General features: G+C 42.6%; 29 protein-coding genes. All 29 read left to right on the top strand.

The window, feature by feature from the left end; translation table 11 throughout:
* Positions 1-14: 14 nt before the first annotated feature.
* The 29 genes from rpsS to ACHZES_RS11270 all read left to right on the top strand — a co-directional run bounded on the left by rpsS (position 15) and on the right by ACHZES_RS11270 (position 16,155).
* Positions 15-296, top strand: a complete 282-nt coding sequence (gene rpsS, locus ACHZES_RS11410; RefSeq protein ID WP_013274336.1) for a 30S ribosomal protein S19 — start codon at positions 15-17, stop codon at positions 294-296.
* A 70-nt stretch (positions 297-366) separates the two neighbouring features.
* The gene (gene rplV / locus ACHZES_RS11405) at positions 367-753 is read left to right on the top strand and encodes a 50S ribosomal protein L22 (protein WP_029701447.1); all 387 of its coding nucleotides are present in this window, start codon (positions 367-369) and stop codon (positions 751-753) included.
* Between the two features lie 11 nt (positions 754-764).
* Entirely contained in the window at positions 765-1,421 is a 657-nt protein-coding gene (gene rpsC, locus ACHZES_RS11400) for a 30S ribosomal protein S3 (RefSeq protein ID WP_038281354.1), read from the top strand.
* Positions 1,421-1,846 (top strand): 50S ribosomal protein L16, encoded by a 426-nt coding sequence (gene rplP, locus ACHZES_RS11395; protein ID WP_024291903.1) that lies wholly within the window; start codon positions 1,421-1,423, stop codon positions 1,844-1,846. Before rpsC ends, rplP begins: the two co-directional genes overlap by 1 nt.
* A gap of 2 nt (positions 1,847-1,848) precedes the next feature.
* Positions 1,849-2,055: a 50S ribosomal protein L29 gene (gene rpmC / locus ACHZES_RS11390; protein ID WP_038281447.1), complete on the top strand. Its 207-nt coding sequence runs from the start codon at positions 1,849-1,851 to the stop codon at positions 2,053-2,055.
* Positions 2,056-2,200: 145 nt separating this feature from the next.
* The gene (rpsQ, locus tag ACHZES_RS11385; protein WP_154524939.1) at positions 2,201-2,404 is read left to right on the top strand and encodes a 30S ribosomal protein S17; all 204 of its coding nucleotides are present in this window, start codon (positions 2,201-2,203) and stop codon (positions 2,402-2,404) included.
* Between the two features lie 26 nt (positions 2,405-2,430).
* The gene (gene rplN, locus ACHZES_RS11380; RefSeq protein ID WP_038281352.1) at positions 2,431-2,799 is read left to right on the top strand and encodes a 50S ribosomal protein L14; all 369 of its coding nucleotides are present in this window, start codon (positions 2,431-2,433) and stop codon (positions 2,797-2,799) included.
* A gap of 14 nt (positions 2,800-2,813) precedes the next feature.
* Positions 2,814-3,119: a 50S ribosomal protein L24 gene (rplX, locus tag ACHZES_RS11375; protein ID WP_038281350.1), complete on the top strand. Its 306-nt coding sequence runs from the start codon at positions 2,814-2,816 to the stop codon at positions 3,117-3,119.
* Between the two features lie 21 nt (positions 3,120-3,140).
* Positions 3,141-3,680, top strand: coding sequence for a 50S ribosomal protein L5 (gene rplE / locus ACHZES_RS11370; protein WP_038281348.1), 540 nt, complete (start codon positions 3,141-3,143; stop codon positions 3,678-3,680).
* Positions 3,681-3,695: 15 nt separating this feature from the next.
* Complete coding sequence (locus ACHZES_RS11365; RefSeq protein ID WP_002604691.1) at positions 3,696-3,881, top strand: type Z 30S ribosomal protein S14; 186 nt, start codon at positions 3,696-3,698, stop codon at positions 3,879-3,881.
* 24 nt (positions 3,882-3,905) lie between these two features.
* Positions 3,906-4,307 carry a 30S ribosomal protein S8 gene (gene rpsH / locus ACHZES_RS11360; protein ID WP_038281346.1) on the top strand — a complete coding sequence of 134 codons (402 nt, stop codon included), beginning with the start codon at positions 3,906-3,908 and terminating at the stop codon, positions 4,305-4,307.
* 67 nt (positions 4,308-4,374) lie between these two features.
* Positions 4,375-4,917, top strand: a complete 543-nt coding sequence (gene rplF, locus ACHZES_RS11355; RefSeq protein WP_038281344.1) for a 50S ribosomal protein L6 — start codon at positions 4,375-4,377, stop codon at positions 4,915-4,917.
* Positions 4,918-4,934: 17 nt separating this feature from the next.
* Positions 4,935-5,303 carry a 50S ribosomal protein L18 gene (gene rplR, locus ACHZES_RS11350; protein WP_038281342.1) on the top strand — a complete coding sequence of 123 codons (369 nt, stop codon included), beginning with the start codon at positions 4,935-4,937 and terminating at the stop codon, positions 5,301-5,303.
* Between the two features lie 20 nt (positions 5,304-5,323).
* Positions 5,324-5,833, top strand: coding sequence for a 30S ribosomal protein S5 (gene rpsE / locus ACHZES_RS11345; protein WP_051835186.1), 510 nt, complete (start codon positions 5,324-5,326; stop codon positions 5,831-5,833).
* A gap of 13 nt (positions 5,834-5,846) precedes the next feature.
* Positions 5,847-6,029 carry a 50S ribosomal protein L30 gene (rpmD, locus tag ACHZES_RS11340; protein WP_024291892.1) on the top strand — a complete coding sequence of 61 codons (183 nt, stop codon included), beginning with the start codon at positions 5,847-5,849 and terminating at the stop codon, positions 6,027-6,029.
* 26 nt (positions 6,030-6,055) lie between these two features.
* On the top strand, positions 6,056-6,496 hold the full coding sequence (gene rplO / locus ACHZES_RS11335) for a 50S ribosomal protein L15 (RefSeq protein ID WP_038281338.1): 441 nt from the start codon (positions 6,056-6,058) through the stop codon (positions 6,494-6,496).
* A gap of 1 nt (position 6,497) precedes the next feature.
* A complete protein-coding gene (secY, locus tag ACHZES_RS11330; RefSeq protein ID WP_038281336.1) occupies positions 6,498-7,820 on the top strand; it encodes a preprotein translocase subunit SecY in 1,323 nt (440 codons plus the stop codon).
* Between the two features lie 85 nt (positions 7,821-7,905).
* A complete protein-coding gene (locus tag ACHZES_RS11325) occupies positions 7,906-8,550 on the top strand; it encodes an adenylate kinase (protein WP_089995619.1) in 645 nt (214 codons plus the stop codon).
* Between the two features lie 3 nt (positions 8,551-8,553).
* Entirely contained in the window at positions 8,554-9,318 is a 765-nt protein-coding gene (map, locus tag ACHZES_RS11320) for a type I methionyl aminopeptidase (RefSeq protein ID WP_038281334.1), read from the top strand.
* Positions 9,319-9,322: 4 nt separating this feature from the next.
* The gene (locus tag ACHZES_RS11315) at positions 9,323-9,610 is read left to right on the top strand and encodes a hypothetical protein (RefSeq protein WP_084719664.1); all 288 of its coding nucleotides are present in this window, start codon (positions 9,323-9,325) and stop codon (positions 9,608-9,610) included.
* Positions 9,611-9,615: 5 nt separating this feature from the next.
* Positions 9,616-9,834 (top strand): translation initiation factor IF-1, encoded by a 219-nt coding sequence (gene infA / locus ACHZES_RS11310; RefSeq protein WP_013274317.1) that lies wholly within the window; start codon positions 9,616-9,618, stop codon positions 9,832-9,834.
* 345 nt (positions 9,835-10,179) lie between these two features.
* Positions 10,180-10,293: a 50S ribosomal protein L36 gene (gene rpmJ, locus ACHZES_RS11305; RefSeq protein ID WP_003497809.1), complete on the top strand. Its 114-nt coding sequence runs from the start codon at positions 10,180-10,182 to the stop codon at positions 10,291-10,293.
* A 26-nt stretch (positions 10,294-10,319) separates the two neighbouring features.
* Positions 10,320-10,688: a 30S ribosomal protein S13 gene (gene rpsM, locus ACHZES_RS11300; RefSeq protein WP_038281331.1), complete on the top strand. Its 369-nt coding sequence runs from the start codon at positions 10,320-10,322 to the stop codon at positions 10,686-10,688.
* A 108-nt stretch (positions 10,689-10,796) separates the two neighbouring features.
* Positions 10,797-11,198 carry a 30S ribosomal protein S11 gene (rpsK, locus tag ACHZES_RS11295; RefSeq protein ID WP_024834894.1) on the top strand — a complete coding sequence of 134 codons (402 nt, stop codon included), beginning with the start codon at positions 10,797-10,799 and terminating at the stop codon, positions 11,196-11,198.
* A 16-nt stretch (positions 11,199-11,214) separates the two neighbouring features.
* Entirely contained in the window at positions 11,215-11,808 is a 594-nt protein-coding gene (rpsD, locus tag ACHZES_RS11290; RefSeq protein WP_038281327.1) for a 30S ribosomal protein S4, read from the top strand.
* A 105-nt stretch (positions 11,809-11,913) separates the two neighbouring features.
* Positions 11,914-12,882, top strand: coding sequence for a DNA-directed RNA polymerase subunit alpha (locus ACHZES_RS11285; protein WP_038281325.1), 969 nt, complete (start codon positions 11,914-11,916; stop codon positions 12,880-12,882).
* A gap of 97 nt (positions 12,883-12,979) precedes the next feature.
* Positions 12,980-13,516, top strand: coding sequence for a bL17 family ribosomal protein (locus tag ACHZES_RS11280; RefSeq protein WP_038281323.1), 537 nt, complete (start codon positions 12,980-12,982; stop codon positions 13,514-13,516).
* Positions 13,517-13,882: 366 nt separating this feature from the next.
* Positions 13,883-15,109: an N-acetylmuramoyl-L-alanine amidase family protein gene (locus ACHZES_RS11275; RefSeq protein ID WP_154524685.1), complete on the top strand. Its 1,227-nt coding sequence runs from the start codon at positions 13,883-13,885 to the stop codon at positions 15,107-15,109.
* 23 nt (positions 15,110-15,132) lie between these two features.
* Positions 15,133-16,155 carry an N-acetylmuramoyl-L-alanine amidase family protein gene (locus tag ACHZES_RS11270; protein WP_038281318.1) on the top strand — a complete coding sequence of 341 codons (1,023 nt, stop codon included), beginning with the start codon at positions 15,133-15,135 and terminating at the stop codon, positions 16,153-16,155.
* The last annotated feature ends 83 nt before the right edge of the window (positions 16,156-16,238 follow it).

Raw genomic sequence — 16,238 nt, 5'->3', positions numbered from 1 at the left:
GGAGGTTAGAATCTATGGCTCGCTCACTTAAAAAAGGACCATTTGCAGATGCTCATTTACTGAAAAAAGTAGATGTTATGAACGCAGCAGGACAGAAACAGGTAATTAAGACCTGGTCTCGCCGTTCTACAATCTTCCCGCAGATGGTTGGACATACAATTGCAGTTCACGATGGCAGAAAGCACGTTCCGGTATATGTTACAGAAGATATGGTTGGACATAAGCTGGGTGAATTCGTTGCCACAAGAACCTACAGAGGACATGGTAAGGACGAGAAAAAATCAGGCCGTAAGTAGATAGAAACAGACTCCTTTGGGTATTCATAAGGATTCCCAGGGGCGTTAAAGTTGAAAGGAGGATTCACCAATGGCTAAGGGACATAGAAGCCAGATTAAAAGAGAAAGAAATGCCGTGAAGGACACCAGACCATCAGCAAAGTTATCCTATGCTAGGGTTTCTGTTCAGAAAGCATGCTTCGTATTAGATGCCATCAGAGGCAAAGATGTTATGACAGCACTTGGTATTGTGACTTACAATCCCAGATATGCTTCTTCTTTAATAGAGAAGTTATTAAAATCAGCAATTGCTAACGCTGAGAATAACAACGGTATGGACCCTGCAAAACTTTATGTAGAGGAATGTTTTGCAAACAAGGGACCGACAATGAAAAGAGTAAAACCGAGAGCACAGGGCCGCGCTTACAGAATCGAAAAGAGAATGAGCCACATCACCGTTGTGCTTAATGAAAGATAAGGAGGCAAATAATGGGACAGAAAGTTAATCCACACGGCTTAAGAGTCGGTGTTATTAAAGACTGGAACTCAAAATGGTATGCTGAAGCTGATTTCGCAGATAACCTGGTAGAAGATTATGCGATCAGAAAGTTCCTTAAGAAAAGATTATACAGCGCCGGCATTTCTGATATAGAAATTGAGAGAGCATCTGACCGCGTGAAAATTACGATTCACACAGCGAAACCAGGTGTTGTTATCGGTAAGGGCGGATCTGAGATTGAGAAATTAAAAGCTGAAGCTCAGAAGCTTACAGATAAAAAGTTATTTGTTGACATCAAGGAAATCAAAAGACCTGATAGAGATGCTCAGTTAGTAGCTGAATCCATCGCACAGCAGTTAGAGAACCGTATATCCTTCCGCCGGGCTATGAAGTCCACCATGGGTCGTTCCATGAAGGCTGGAGTAAAGGGCATCAAGACTGCAGTTGCAGGACGTCTTGGCGGTGCTGATATGGCTCGTACCGAGTTCTACAGCGAAGGAACCATTCCGTTACAGACACTCAGAGCAGATATTGACTATGGTTTCGCTGAAGCAGATACAACCTTCGGAAAGATCGGTGTTAAGGTATGGATCTACAATGGCGAAATACTTCCAACTAAAGGAAACAAGGAAGGGAGCGGAAAATAATGTTAATGCCTAAAAGAGTTAAACGTCGTAAACAGTTCCGTGGATCCATGGCTGGTAAAGCGTTAAGAGGCAATACTATCAGCAACGGCGAGTTTGGTTTAGTTTCCACGGAACCATGCTGGATTAAATCCAACCAGATCGAGGCAGCCCGTGTTGCCATGACCCGTTATATCAAGCGTGGTGGTAAAGTCTGGATCAAGATTTTCCCGGATAAGCCTGTAACAGCAAAGCCAGCAGAAACCCGTATGGGTTCCGGTAAGGGCGCTCTGGAATACTGGGTAGCAGTAGTAAAACCAGGCCGTGTATTATTTGAAATCGCTGGAGTACCTGAAGAAACAGCACGTGAAGCTTTACGTCTTGCTATGCATAAGTTACCGTGCAAGTGTAAGATTGCTGCTAAAGCAGATTTAGAAGGCGGTGAATGACAGTGAAAATTAATAAGTATGTTGAAGAATTAAAAGGAAAAACAGCTGCAGAACTGAATGAAGAATTAGTAGCTGCTAAGAAAGAACTTTTCAACTTAAGATTCCAGAATGCGACCAACCAGCTTGACAACACAAGCAGGATCAAAGAGGTTCGTAAGAACATTGCCAGAATTCAGACTGTTATCACTGAGAAGGCTAAATTAGCTTAAGTTGCAGTTTTTTTAAAAAGCACGACACACACGACTGCGTGTAAACTTATAGATTGGGCCGCCAGGGCCAAAACTCGAAAGGAGAATACCGAACGTGGAAAGAAATTTAAGAAAAACCCGTACTGGTAAGGTTGTAAGCAACAAGATGGATAAGACCATCGTTGTGGCTATTGAAGACCATGTAGAACATCCTTTATACGGCAAGATCGTAAAAAGAACGTATAAATTAAAAGCTCATGACGAGAACAACGACTGCAACATGGGCGATACAGTAAAAGTAATGGAAACAAGACCGCTGTCTAAAGACAAGAGATGGAGACTTGTTGAGGTTCTCGAAAGAGCGAAATAATTAATTTCCAGGAAGGAGTAACAGGCATGATTCAGCAGGAAACCAGATTAAAGGTTGCCGACAATACTGGTGCAAAAGAATTACTGTGCATCCGTGTAATGGGCGGATCTACAAGAAGATATGCTAATATTGGTGATGTTATCGTTGCCAGCGTAAAAGATGCAACACCTGGCGGTGTTGTGAAGAAAGGCGACGTTGTAAAGGCCGTTGTCGTACGTTCCGTTAAGGGCGCACGCCGCAAAGACGGTTCCTATATCAAGTTCGATGAGAATGCTGCCGTAATTATCAAAGATGACAGAACTCCAAAAGGAACTCGTATCTTTGGACCGGTTGCCAGAGAGTTAAGAGAGAAACAGTTCATGAAAATTGTTTCCTTAGCTCCGGAAGTATTATAAGGAGGTATCGGACTGTGCATAAAATTAAAAGAGACGACCTGGTAAAGGTTATCGCAGGAAAAGATAAAGACAAACAGGGTAAAGTTCTTCATATTGATACGAAGAACAGCAAAGTGGTAGTGGAAGGTGTTAACATGATTACAAAGCATGTGAAGCCAGGCGCAGGCAACCCACAGGGTGGTATCGTACAGAAAGAAGCTGCATTCGATATCTCCAACGTAATGCTTGTTGTTGACGGAAAAGCAACCAGAGTTGGTTTTGAAGTAAAAGACGGCAAGAAAGTCCGCGTTGCGAAAGCAACCGGTAAAGTAATTGACTAATTCGGAGAGGAGGAATAAAAATTGGCTAGATTAAAAGAAACCTACCAAACAGAGATCGTAGAAGGTATGATCAAGAAATTTGGATATAAGAACATCATGGAAGTGCCGAAGTTAAATAAGATTGTCATCAATATGGGTATTGGTGAAGCAAAGGAAAATGCCAAGATTTTAGACTCTGCAGTAAGAGATTTAGAAATCATCTCCGGTCAGAAGGCAGTTTTAACAAAGGCTAAAAAATCAGTTGCTAACTTCAAGATCAGAGAAGGTATGCCGATCGGATGTAAAGTAACTTTACGCGGTGAGAGAATGTATGAATTTGCTGACCGCCTGATCAACCTTGCACTTCCTCGTGTACGTGACTTCAGAGGAGTAAATCCTAATGCATTTGATGGCAGAGGAAACTATGCTCTTGGTATCAAAGAACAGCTTATTTTCCCTGAAATTGAGTACGATAAAGTTGACAAGGTAAGAGGTATGGACATTATTTTCGTCACTACCGCTAAGACAGACGAGGAAGCCCGTGAACTTTTGACATTATTCAATATGCCATTTGCAAAATAGTAGGAGGAATAATCCATGGCTAAGACTTCAATGAAGATCAAACAGCAGAGACCTGCAAAGTTCTCCTCAAGAGAATACAATCGTTGCAGAATCTGTGGTCGTCCACATGCTTATTTGAGAAAATACGGAATTTGCAGAATCTGCTTCCGTGAATTAGCATATAAGGGCCAGATCCCAGGCGTTAAAAAAGCAAGCTGGTAAAATAAGGAAGGAGGCAATTTCAAAATGACTATGAGCGATCCAATCGCAGATATGCTTACAAGAATCCGTAATGCAAATACTGCAAAACATGATACAGTAGATGTACCTTCATCTAAGATGAAATTAGCTATTGCTGATATCCTTGTAAAAGAGGGCTACATTAAGAAATACGATCTCGTAGAAGACGGTGCATTCCAGACAATCCGGATCACCTTAAAATACGGTAAAGATAAAAACGAGAAAATCATTACAGGTATTAAGAGAATCTCTAAACCAGGTTTACGTGTATACGCAAACAAGGAAGAGTTACCGAGAGTACTTGGCGGTTTAGGAACTGCTATCATCTCCACCAACCAGGGCGTTATTACCGATAAGGAAGCACGCACCAACGGCATCGGCGGAGAAGTACTGGCATTTGTTTGGTAATTAAGAGAAGCATCTGAAAACAGAAGAAGCGCAGAGCTTCTTCCGAAAATTTAAGGAGGTAAACGGCATGTCACGTATAGGAAGAATGCCTATCGCGATTCCAGCAGGCGTAACTGTTGCAATCGCAGAAAATAATAAAGTGACTGTAACAGGTCCTAAGGGAACTCTTGAAAGAGTGTTACCATCTGAGATGACAATCAAAGAAGAAGATGGTCATATCGTTGTTACAAGACCTAACGATTTAAAGAAAATGAAATCCTTACACGGTCTGACAAGAACATTAGTAAACAACATGGTCGTTGGTGTTACGAACGGTTATGAGAAGAAACTGGAAATCAATGGTGTAGGTTACAGAGCACAGAAGCAGGGCAAGAAGCTGGTTCTTTCTCTTGGTTATTCCCACCCGGTAGAGATGGAAGATCCGGAAGGTATCGAAGCTACCATGGAAGGACAGAACGTCATCATTATTAAAGGTATCGATAAAGAAAAAGTTGGCCAGTACGCTGCTGAAATCAGAGATAAGAGAAGACCTGAACCGTATAAGGGCAAGGGTATCAAGTATGCTGACGAAGTTATCAGACGTAAAGTTGGTAAGACTGGTAAGAAATAATTAAGGAGAGTGTAAAGATGGTTAGCAAACAGTCAAGAAGCGAAGTTCGCGTTAAAAAGCACAACAGAATACGTAACCGTTTTGCAGGCACTGCAGAAAGACCACGTTTAGCTGTGTTTAGAAGCAATAATCATGTGTATGCTCAAATTATTGACGATACAGTTGGTAAGACTTTAGTCGCTGCTTCTACAGTAGAAAAAGAAGTAAAGGCAGAATTAGAGAAAACTAACGACGTTGATGCTGCAGCATATGTAGGTACCGTAGTAGCAAAGAGAGCCCTTGAAAAAGGAATTAAAGAAGTTGTCTTTGACAGAGGCGGTTTTATATATCATGGTAAGATTCAGGCATTAGCAGACGCAGCCAGAGAAGCTGGTCTGGAATTCTAAGTAGAGAGGAGAAGATAAAGGTGAAACGTACAATTTTTGATGCAAATCAGTTAGAGTTAAACGACAGAGTAGTTGCTATCAAGCGCGTATCTAAAACCGTTAAGGGTGGACGTACCATGAGATTCTCTGCTTTAGTAGTCGTAGGTGATGGCAATGGCCACGTAGGTGCGGGTCTTGGCAAAGCCGGAGAAGTTCCAGAAGCAATCCGTAAAGGAAAAGAGGCTGCTGTTAAGAATATGGTTGCTATTCCAATCGATGAGAACAACAGTATTCCTCATGACCTGACAGGAAAATTCGGAAGTGCATCTGTACTTCTTAAGAGAGCTAACGAAGGTACAGGAGTTATTGCAGGAGGTCCTGCACGTGCAGTTTTAGAGCTTGCAGGTATTAAGAATATCCATTCAAAATCCTTAGGTTCTAATAATAAGACCAATGTAGTTTTAGCTACAATCGAGGGATTAACTCGGTTAAAAACTCCTGAGGAAGTTGCAAAGCTTCGCGGTAAATCTGTAGAAGAGATTTTAGGCTAAGGAGGATATGAAAATGGCAGATAAATTAAAGATCACATTGGTGAAATCCCCGATCGGCGCAGTTCCGAAGCATAAAGCAACCGTTGAAGCATTAGGCTTAAAGAAGCTTCACAAAACAGTTGAGATGCCGGATAACAACGCGGTTAGAGGTATGATCGCAAACGTGCGTCATTTAGTAAAAGTTGAAGAGATTTAAGAGAATACAGTAAGGAGGTGCAAGCGATGGATTTATCAAATTTACAGCCTGCGTTAGGTTCCAAACACAGCGACAACTTCAGAAGAGGCCGCGGACATGGTTCAGGAAACGGCAAAACAGCAGGTAAGGGTCATAAAGGACAGAAAGCACGTTCCGGTGCAACTAGACCAGGTTTCGAAGGTGGTCAGATGCCTTTATACAGACGTATTCCTAAGAGAGGCTTTACCAATAGAAATACCAAAATCATTATCGGTATCAATGTCAGCGCTTTAGAGTGCTTTGACAATGGTACGGTTGTTACTGTTGAAACTTTGTTAGAAAGCGGAATCGTTAAGAATCCGCGTGACGGTGTTAAGATCCTTGGAAATGGAGAATTAACCAAAAAGCTTACAGTAAAGGTAGATGCTTTCAGCGAAGGCGCAAAAACCAAAATCGAGGCTTTAGGTGGAACCTGCGAGGTGATCTAATATGTTGAAAACACTCCGTAATGCATTCAAGATCAAGGATGTAAGAAAGAAACTTATCTTTACGTTCATGATGCTGGTGGTTACTAGAATTGGTTCCCAATTACCGATTCCAGGAGTTGAAACAAGCTTTTTTAAAGATTTTTTTGCTCGGCAGAATAACGATGCGTTCGGATTTTTCAACGCAATGACAGGTAGTTCTTTTACCAACATGTCCGTATTCGCTCTGAGCATTACCCCTTACATTACATCTTCCATCATCATGCAGCTTTTGACCATAGCGATTCCAAAGCTTGAGGAAATGCAGCGGGATGGGGAAGATGGCAGAAAAAAGATTGCAGAATACACCCGTTACGTAACAGTTGGTCTGGCTTTAATCGAGTCCGTCGCTATGGCGATCGGATTCGGCGGCCAGGGGCTGTTGAGAGAATTTAATGTATTAAGTATTATTATTGCAGTTGCAACTATGACCGCAGGAAGTGCTCTTCTCATGTGGATCGGTGAGCGTATTACGGAAAAAGGTGTGGGCAATGGTATTTCCATTGTATTGACTTTTAACATCATTTCCAGCTTTCCGTCGGATGCGTCAACCTTATATACCAGATTCATGTCTGGAAAGTCGGTTGCCGTAGCTGCAGTTGCAGCCATTATTATCGTTGCTGTTATCGCGGCGATCGTAATATTTGTTGTTATCCTTCAGAATGGTGAGAGAAGAATTCCTGTACAGTATTCCAAAAAGATGCAGGGACGGAAGATGGTCGGCGGCCAAGCTACCAACATTCCGTTAAAGGTGAATACAGCCGGCGTTATTCCGGTTATCTTTGCTTCCTCCATTATGTCGTTCCCGGTAGTGATTTCCCAGTTCTTTGGGGCTAAAATCAACTACAGCAGCATTGGAGGCCACATTTTAGGTGCACTGAATTCTTCAAGCTGGTTTAAACCGGAAAGACCGTTATATACCATCGGTCTGCTCGTCTACGTGGCTCTTATCATTGTATTCGCTTATTTTTATACATCAATTACATTTAACCCACTTGAGGTTGCGAATAACATGAAAAAGTCCGGCGGCTTTATCCCGGGCATCCGTCCAGGTAAACCAACCAGTGATTATCTTAATTCCATTTTGAACTATATCGTATTTATAGGCGCATGCGGCTTGACGATCATTTGTATTATTCCGATCATGGTTTCCGGTTTATTTAATGTAAGCCGTTTATCCTTTGGAGGTACATCTTTAATCATCATCGTCAGTGTAGTCTTAGAGACGTTGAAGGCGATTGAATCTCAGATGCTTGTGCGCTATTATAAAGGATTTTTAAACGATTAGAGGACAAACCAAGAGAAACACGCGCGGCGTGTTTTTCTTGGAATTTGTGTTATTTAACCTTAAGGAAGCAAGGGAGGGACTGTTTGTGAGAGTTATCATGTTAGGTGCTCCTGGTGCCGGCAAAGGTACCCAGGCAAAAAAAATTGCTGAAAAGTATCAGATTCCCCATATTTCTACTGGAGATATTTTTCGCTCCAATATTAAAGAAGGAACAGAGTTAGGCAGGAAGGCAAAGGAATACATGGATCAGGGCGCTCTTGTGCCAGATGAACTGACCATTGGCATGCTGATGGACCGTATTCAGAATGATGACTGTGAAAACGGATACGTGCTGGATGGTTTTCCAAGAACCATTCCCCAGGCGGAAAGCCTTAAAAAGGCGCTTTCTGAGATGGGACAGAAGATTGACTTTGCGATTAATGTGGATGTACCGGATGAGATAATTATAGACAGAATGGCAGGCCGTCGTGCTTGCATTGCCTGCGGAGCTACATATCATATTGTGTATAATCCAAGCAGGGTTCCCGATGTATGCGACGTGTGCGGAGCAGGGCTTGTTCTGCGGGATGATGATAAGCCGGAAACCGTAAAAAAACGTTTGTCGGTCTACCATGATCAGACAAAGCCTCTGATCGAATATTATAAGGAAGCTGGTGTGCTTGTGAATATTGATGGAACACAGGAATTAAACAAGGTGTTCTCGGACATCGCTGTCCTATTAGGAGCATAGTTTATGTCAGTTACGATTAAATCTGCAAGAGAGATAGAACTTATGAGAGAGGCGGGAAAGATTCTTTGCAAGACTCACGAAGAGCTTTCAAAAGCCTTGAAGCCGGGTATGACAACCTGGGATATTGACCATCTGGGAGAAGAAATCATAAGAAGCTACGGCTGCAAGCCCTCTTTCCTGAACTATAACGGATATCCTGCATCCATCTGCGTTTCTGTAAACGATGAGGTGGTTCATGGGATTCCAAGTAAGAAGCGGGTATTAATGGAGGGCGATATCGTAAGCCTGGATGCCGGGGTTATCTACAAAGGATATCATTCCGATGCGGCAAGAACTTACGGGATCGGAGAGATTACTCCATTCGCAGGGCAGCTTATAGAAGTGACAAGACAATGTTTCTTTGAAGGGATTAAATTTGCAAAATCTGGCAATCATCTGAATGATATATCTGCTGCAATCCAGATCCATGCAGAGAAATTTGGATTTGGAGTTGTACGGGATCTGGTAGGCCATGGAATCGGTTCTCATCTCCATGAGGATCCGGAGGTACCGAACTTTGCACGGAAAAGACGGGGAATCAAATTGAAGCCTGGAATGACTTTGGCCATTGAACCCATGATCAATGGGGGAACGCCGGAGGTCGTATGGCTTGATGATGACTGGACCGTAGTGACAGAGGATGGAAGCCTTTCCGCCCATTATGAAAATACCGTATTGATTACGGAAGGCGAACCGGAGATTCTTAGTCTGGTTTCCCATGACCGCTGAGGAAATGCCCATGGGATTAACTACCGGAGCATTCGTAAAGTCTAGGTTAGGACACGATAAAGGCGGTTGTTTCTTCATATTGCGGGAGGAAGGCGAATATATATATCTGGTGGACGGAAAAAGCAGACGTTTAAACTGCCCGAAGAAGAAAAAGAAAAAGCATGTGGAACCCCTTTTATGGGAGAAACATTCTCCTGGAGTGAAGATCCGGGAAAATAAATCAGTCACCGATGAAGAAATCAAACATTTCATCAGATGTTTCAAAAGAGAAGAACAGGTTGTTAGGAGGTAAGCTTTATGTCAAAAGCAGATGTTATTGAAATTGAAGGAACCGTTGTGGAGAAGCTTCCCAATGCCATGTTTCAGGTAGAACTGGAGAATGGTCATCAGGTACTTGCTCATATTAGCGGTAAACTTCGCATGAACTACATTCGTATTTTACCAGGAGATAAAGTAACCATTGAGATGTCCCCCTATGATTTAAGCAAGGGCAGGATTATCTGGAGAGACAAATAAGGCGCTGTTTTATATAGCGCTGCCTCTTTCTGGGGTGCGACACGCCAGGGTAAAGGGTTAATAATTATATAGGAAAAAGTGCTTGCATTTTAAAATAAACAGTGTTATAATGCTATAGCGACTTTGTTGAAATACTGGGTGTATTATGCCCTTATGGGCAGCACTGGTTTTACGATAAAAACACACTGCGGGTATACTCAGAAGGCTCTTTGCAAAAAGAGCTTCATCGTCACCAGGCTCGTGAAAGAGCAGGCCAGGTGCCGGGGAGCGCTTTCGCACGGAAACGTCTAAATCAGACGCTATGTGCTTCATGCGAAAGGGCGCATAACGGAAAGGAGAATTGCTGTGAAGGTTAGATCATCAGTCAAACCGATTTGCGAAAAGTGCAAAATCATCAAGAGAAAAGGCAGTATCAGAGTAATCTGTGAAAATCCTAAGCATAAGCAGAGACAAGGTTAAAAAATTAATGGAGGTGTAATACACAAATGGCTCGTATTTCAGGTGTTGATTTACCAAGAGAAAAACGTGTTGAGATCGGCTTGACCTATATCTACGGTATCGGCAGAACAAGCTCAAACCGCATCCTGACAGAGGCTGGCGTTAGTCCTGATACTCGTGTTAAGGACTTAACAGATGACGAAGTAAAGAGAATTTCAGCAGTAATTACTGATTCTCAGATCGTTGAAGGTGATTTACGTAGAGAAATCGCTATGAACATCAAGAGACTTCAGGAGATCGGTTGCTACCGTGGAATCCGTCATAGAAAGAGCCTGCCTGTTCGTGGTCAGAAAACAAAGACCAACGCAAGAACTCGTAAGGGTCCGAGAAAGACTGTAGCAAACAAGAAGAAATAAGTAAGGATAAGTATATCCTCACCCAATAACAGCGAATCACGTTACATGTTTTAAAAACAGGAATAACAGGATTCAGATGCAAGTAAAAAGAAAGTAGGTTAGTTTAAAATGGCTAAAAAAGTGTCCACTACTAAAAAAGTGACAAAAAAGCGCGTAAAGAAAAACGTTGAACGCGGACAAGCACATATCCAGTCATCTTTTAATAACACAATCGTGACATTAACAGATACACAGGGTAATGCATTATCCTGGGCAAGTGCTGGTGGTCTTGGCTTCAGAGGTTCAAGGAAATCTACTCCATATGCAGCTCAGATGGCGGCAGAAACTGCTACTAAGGCAGCTCTTATACATGGTTTAAAGTCAGTAGACGTTATGGTTAAGGGTCCTGGTTCAGGCCGTGAAGCAGCTATTCGCGCACTTCAGGCATGCGGATTAGAAGTAACCAGTATCAAGGATGTAACCCCAGTTCCACATAACGGTTGTCGTCCACCAAAACGTAGAAGAGTCTAATTAGGAGGTAATTACAGTGGCAGTTGATAGAGTTCCTGTTCTTAAAAGATGTAGATCCCTTGGTCTTGATCCAATCTATTTAGGAATAGATAAAAAATCAAACAGAGAATTAAAAAGAGCTAACAGAAAGATGAGTGAGTACGGCATTCAGCTTAGAGAAAAGCAGAAAGCCAAATTCGTCTACGGAGTTCTTGAGAAACCTTTCCGTAACTACTATGCAAAGGCTTCCAGAATGAATGGTCTTGTAGGTGAAAACCTGATGATCCTTCTGGAGAGAAGACTTGACAATGTAGTATTCCGTATGGGATTCGGAAGAACAAGAAGAGAGACCAGACAGATGGTTGACCACAAGAGCATTCTTGTAAACGGCAAATGCGTAAACATTCCTTCTTATTTAATTAAGGCTGGAGATGTAATCGAAGTAAAAGAGAAATGCAAAGCCAATGCAAGATTCAAAAGTGTTCAGGAATCAACCGCAGGACGTATGGTTCCGGCATGGCTTGATGTTGACCATGAGAATTTACGTGGTACTGTTAAAGAGTTACCAACAAGAGATGAGATTGATGTTCCGGTGAATGAAATGCTTATCGTCGAGTTGTACTCCAAATAATTGAAAGTCTGTTGATTGAAGCCGGCTTTCGCCCAGGGGGTAACCCCTGGGCAAGGTTTGAGTATAAGACCCTCGATACAAAATACCCAAAAGGAGGGGCTATTAGTGTTCGATTTTGAAAAACCAAACATTGAGATTGCTGAAATCTCAGAAGACAAGAAATATGGCAAATTTGTAGTTGAACCGCTTGAAAGAGGTTATGGCACGACTTTAGGAAATTCCTTGAGAAGAATCATGCTTTCTTCCTTACCGGGCGCTGCAGTCAGTCAGGTAAAAATCGACGGCGTTTTGCATGAATTCAGTTCTATTCCAGGAGTTAAGGAAGATGTGACTGAAATCATCATGAACATCAAGAGCTTATCTATTAAAAATAATAGCGATACCAACGAAGCTAAGGTTGCTTACATTGAGTTTGAAGGCGAAGGCGTTATAACGGCTGCGGACATTCAGGCGGATCCGGATATTGAGATCATGAATCCGGAACAGATCATTGCAACTCTAAGCGGCGGCACTGACAGCAAGTTCTATATGGAACTTACTATCACCAAGGGTCGTGGCTATGTAAGCGCAGACAAGAATAAGAGTGAAGATTTACCGATTGGCGTGATTGCCGTTGATTCTATCTATACACCAGTCGAGCGCGTCAACATGACGGTAGAGAACACCCGAGTAGGTCAGGTTACCGATTATGATAAGCTGACATTAGATGTATTTACAAATGGTACTTCCGCACCGGATGAGGCAGTAAGCCTTGCCGCGAAGGTACTCAGCGAGCACTTAAACCTGTTCATTGATTTATCTGAGAACGCCAAGACTGCAGAAGTTATGGTGGAGAAAGAGGATAATGAAAAGGAAAAGGTTCTGGAGATGAACATTGATGAACTGGAGTTATCCGTCCGTTCATATAACTGTCTGAAGAGAGCTGGTATCAATACAGTAGAAGAACTGTGCAACCGCACCTCTGAAGACATGATGAAGGTTCGTAACCTGGGCCGCAAGTCTTTAGAAGAAGTGCTGGCTAAATTAAAAGAGTTAGGCTTGCAGCTTAACCCAAGCGATGATGCCGGTGTATAACCGGAACGCTTGTAGAAGTTGATTTATGGAGATTAAGCGCCGGTACAGTAAGTCCGAAGAAGCGTGTACCTGTGTTCCACAAATGGAGGAATATTAAATGGCAGGATATAGAAAGCTGGGAAAAACTTCCAGCCAGAGAAAAGCATTAATCAGAAGCCAGGTAACTGCATTATTATATAATGGCAAAATCGTGACAACAGAGGCAAGAGCAAAAGAAATCCGCAAGGTGGCTGAAGGCCTCATCGCTTTAGCGGTAAAAGAGAAAGACAACTTTGAAACCGTTAAGGTTACCGCAAAGGTTGCACGTAAAGATAAAGACGGCAAGAGAGTAAAAGAAGTTGTTAACGGCAAGAAAGTTACCGTATACGATGAAGTAGAGAAAGAAATCAAGAAAGACCTTCCTTCCAGACTTCACGCTAGAAGACAGATGTTAAAAGTTCTTTATGATGTAACAGAAGTTCCCGCACAGGCTGCAGGAAGAAAGAAGAATACAAAATCTGTTGATCTGCCAAAGAAACTGTTTGATGAAGTGGCACCAAAGTACGTATCCCGCAACGGTGGTTACACACGTATCGTTAAGATCGGCCAGCGTAAAGGTGACGGAGCTATGGCAGTCGTTCTTGAATTAGTATAAACTGCACGTAAGCAATGAGCAGTGCTGAAGAGAGGTTCGATAAAGTTTTCGTTGTGCTTGCACATAAGAAAACCTTATCGAACCTTTCTTCATAGGGCGAATGCCCGTGAGCTGGCATATCCAACGGATTTGCCAGCTTGCACTGCGGACTCACGACCCGCCAGCTTGTACTACCCCCCTTCCCAGTATTGGAACACCCCCAATATCGGGATTTTTTTGTTTTTCCGCTAATCCATACAGAAATGCAAGAATAAAGAAAGAATATCGTAAGTTGACGGATAATTGCTTTTAGGGATATAATGTCATTAGTAGAAGTAGATGACTGTTTTGTCAAATTACGTTAATTTATAGTGGGAGGTTTTTTTTATGAGACTTTTTAAACGGTTAGCTGCAATGGCTTCTATGGTGAGCCTGCTGGGACTCAGCATCCCATTTGAATCTCTGGCTGCTGTAAAGACCATATCATCAGTGACCATTTACGCAGGATTAGAGGAGCTTGCCTCCGGAGATACACTGCCATCAGAGAGCAGCTTTAAGACTGACGGAGGAACAGGAAATTACGTTTATTCCAATAACGACAAATACGAAGTATCGGATTTAAACTGGATCACATCTGATACCAAGGAAATGAAGGTTGGGTCCGAGCCAAAGATGAAGGTGACTTTAAGGGCGACAAACTCCGATGATTATGCTTTTAAAGGTGGCTATCAGTCCAGTAATGTATCCATTAAAGGAGGAACCTATGTTTCTTCCAGCCGCTCAGGGTCGGATACTCTGTATGTCACATTTACCTTTAAGCCTGTAAAGGGAACTTATGAATCACCGCAGGATGCTGATTGGAGAGATTCCGGATACGGCAATGCCAAGTGGAGCTCTGTAGATAATAGTTCAGGCGTCTATGATGTTTATCTGTACCGGGGAAGCAGTATTATAAAAAAGGTGGAGAAGCTTAAAGCTACCAGTTATAACTTCTATCCTTATATGACAAAAGCAGGCACCTATAGCTTTAAGGTTCGTACCGTACCTTATACGGAGAGCGAGCAGAAATATGGTAAGAACAGTGAATGGACGGAATCTGGCGAAGTATATGTACCTCAGGAAAAGGTATCTGACGGAAGCGGCCAGGATGACAGCGCTGTATCAAACGGCCAGGTTGGCTGGATTAAGACCGGAAACATCTGGTACTATAGATATCCTGACGGAACTTATCAAAAGAACAACTGGGCTAAAATCAATAATAAATGGTATTTATTTGATTCAAACGGAGGTATGGTTACCGGCTGGCAGCAGAGGAATAATATATGGTATTTCTTAAACAGCGATGGTGCAATGACAACGGGCTGGATTGTTTCTAATAACAAGTGGTATTATTTAAATCCATCTACAACAAGCGGTGTAGAGGGAGGTATGATCACTGGCTGGATCAACTATAATAATAAATGGTATTATACGGATTCCACCGGAGCCATGCAGGAAGGCTGGAGGCAGGTAGACGGAAATTGGTACTACTTCTATCCAGGTGAAGGCTCAAAGGCTGTCAATACTACCATCAGTGGTTTTCCGGTAGATGGTAACGGTATTTGGCGTAAGTAACTTAAGGAAAGGAAGAAGATACGATGAAGTGGATGCAAGGGAAAGGGAAGTGGCTGGTTCTTTTATGCGCTTTCATGGTTCTGGGAACTGGAATGACAGTCCCGGCTTCCGGAAGCTTGAAGATCCGCCTGGATAATGGTAGTAAAAGCAGTTGGACAGAAGGAATTCAGATTCCGAATGTTACGGTCAATTATTCCGAGGAAAAACCAAAATGGAGCAAGGATGAGGAAGATTGGGTTCCTGGTAAGAAAATCACCGGTACTATAAGAGTGAACGGGACGTTTACCAGATCTGATTGCACTATTTATGGTGGAAGCGTGGTTTCTGTAAAGGCAGAGGATGGGGAAACAGAAATAAAGGTTTCCTATGTTCCCGTGGCAATGCTTGAATGCCCGGAAAGAGCTGGTTGGAGCGATAACACAAAGACGAAAGCTTCCTGGAAGAAAGTTCCTTTCGCATCCAGGTATCAGGTGGTCCTGTACAGGGAAGGCGGTATTTGGATCAAGAGCCTGACCACCTCATCTACTTCGGTTGATCTTTTGCAGTATATGGATGGCGGTTACAAATATTATTATACCGTAAAGGCGATCCTAAAGGATTCTTCTGAAGAAGATTATTTAAAAGAAGGAGAAGTGACCATCTCTGATGATTCCGTGATACAGGAGTTAGGTGATACTTCAGGAACCTGGGCAGAGTATCAGAACGGAAAAAAATACCGGGGAGAGGACGGAAATTACGTTGTCGACCAATGGAAGATGATCAGCGGAAAATGGTATTATTTCAATAAGGATGGTTACGCGGTTGTTGGCTGGCAGTATATAGGCGAAAAGTGGTATTATATGGGAGCTAACGCCCAGATGATGACCAGCTGGCAGCAAATAAACGGTAGATGGTATTATTTAAACACTGACGGTGATATGGCGACCGGCTGGATCCAGCCGCAGCCTGGAAAGTGGTATTATCTCTATAGTGATGGAAGTCTGGCGGTGAATACGAAGGTTGACGGTATCTACCAGATTGACGCTTCCGGACTTTGGGTCCCGTAATAAAAAATGGCACAGATGAATGATATGCCCCCTGTCAAGTAGACAGGATAAATATCTAAAATGAAGTGCTGAAAAACGGTCAC

This window comes from Lacrimispora sanguinis, assembly GCF_044987295.1.
In the GTDB taxonomy this organism is placed as follows: domain Bacteria; phylum Bacillota; class Clostridia; order Lachnospirales; family Lachnospiraceae; genus Lacrimispora; species Lacrimispora celerecrescens_B.
The sequence above is the reverse complement of the archived record's forward strand: the minus strand, read 5'-3'. Positions and strand labels throughout refer to the sequence as shown.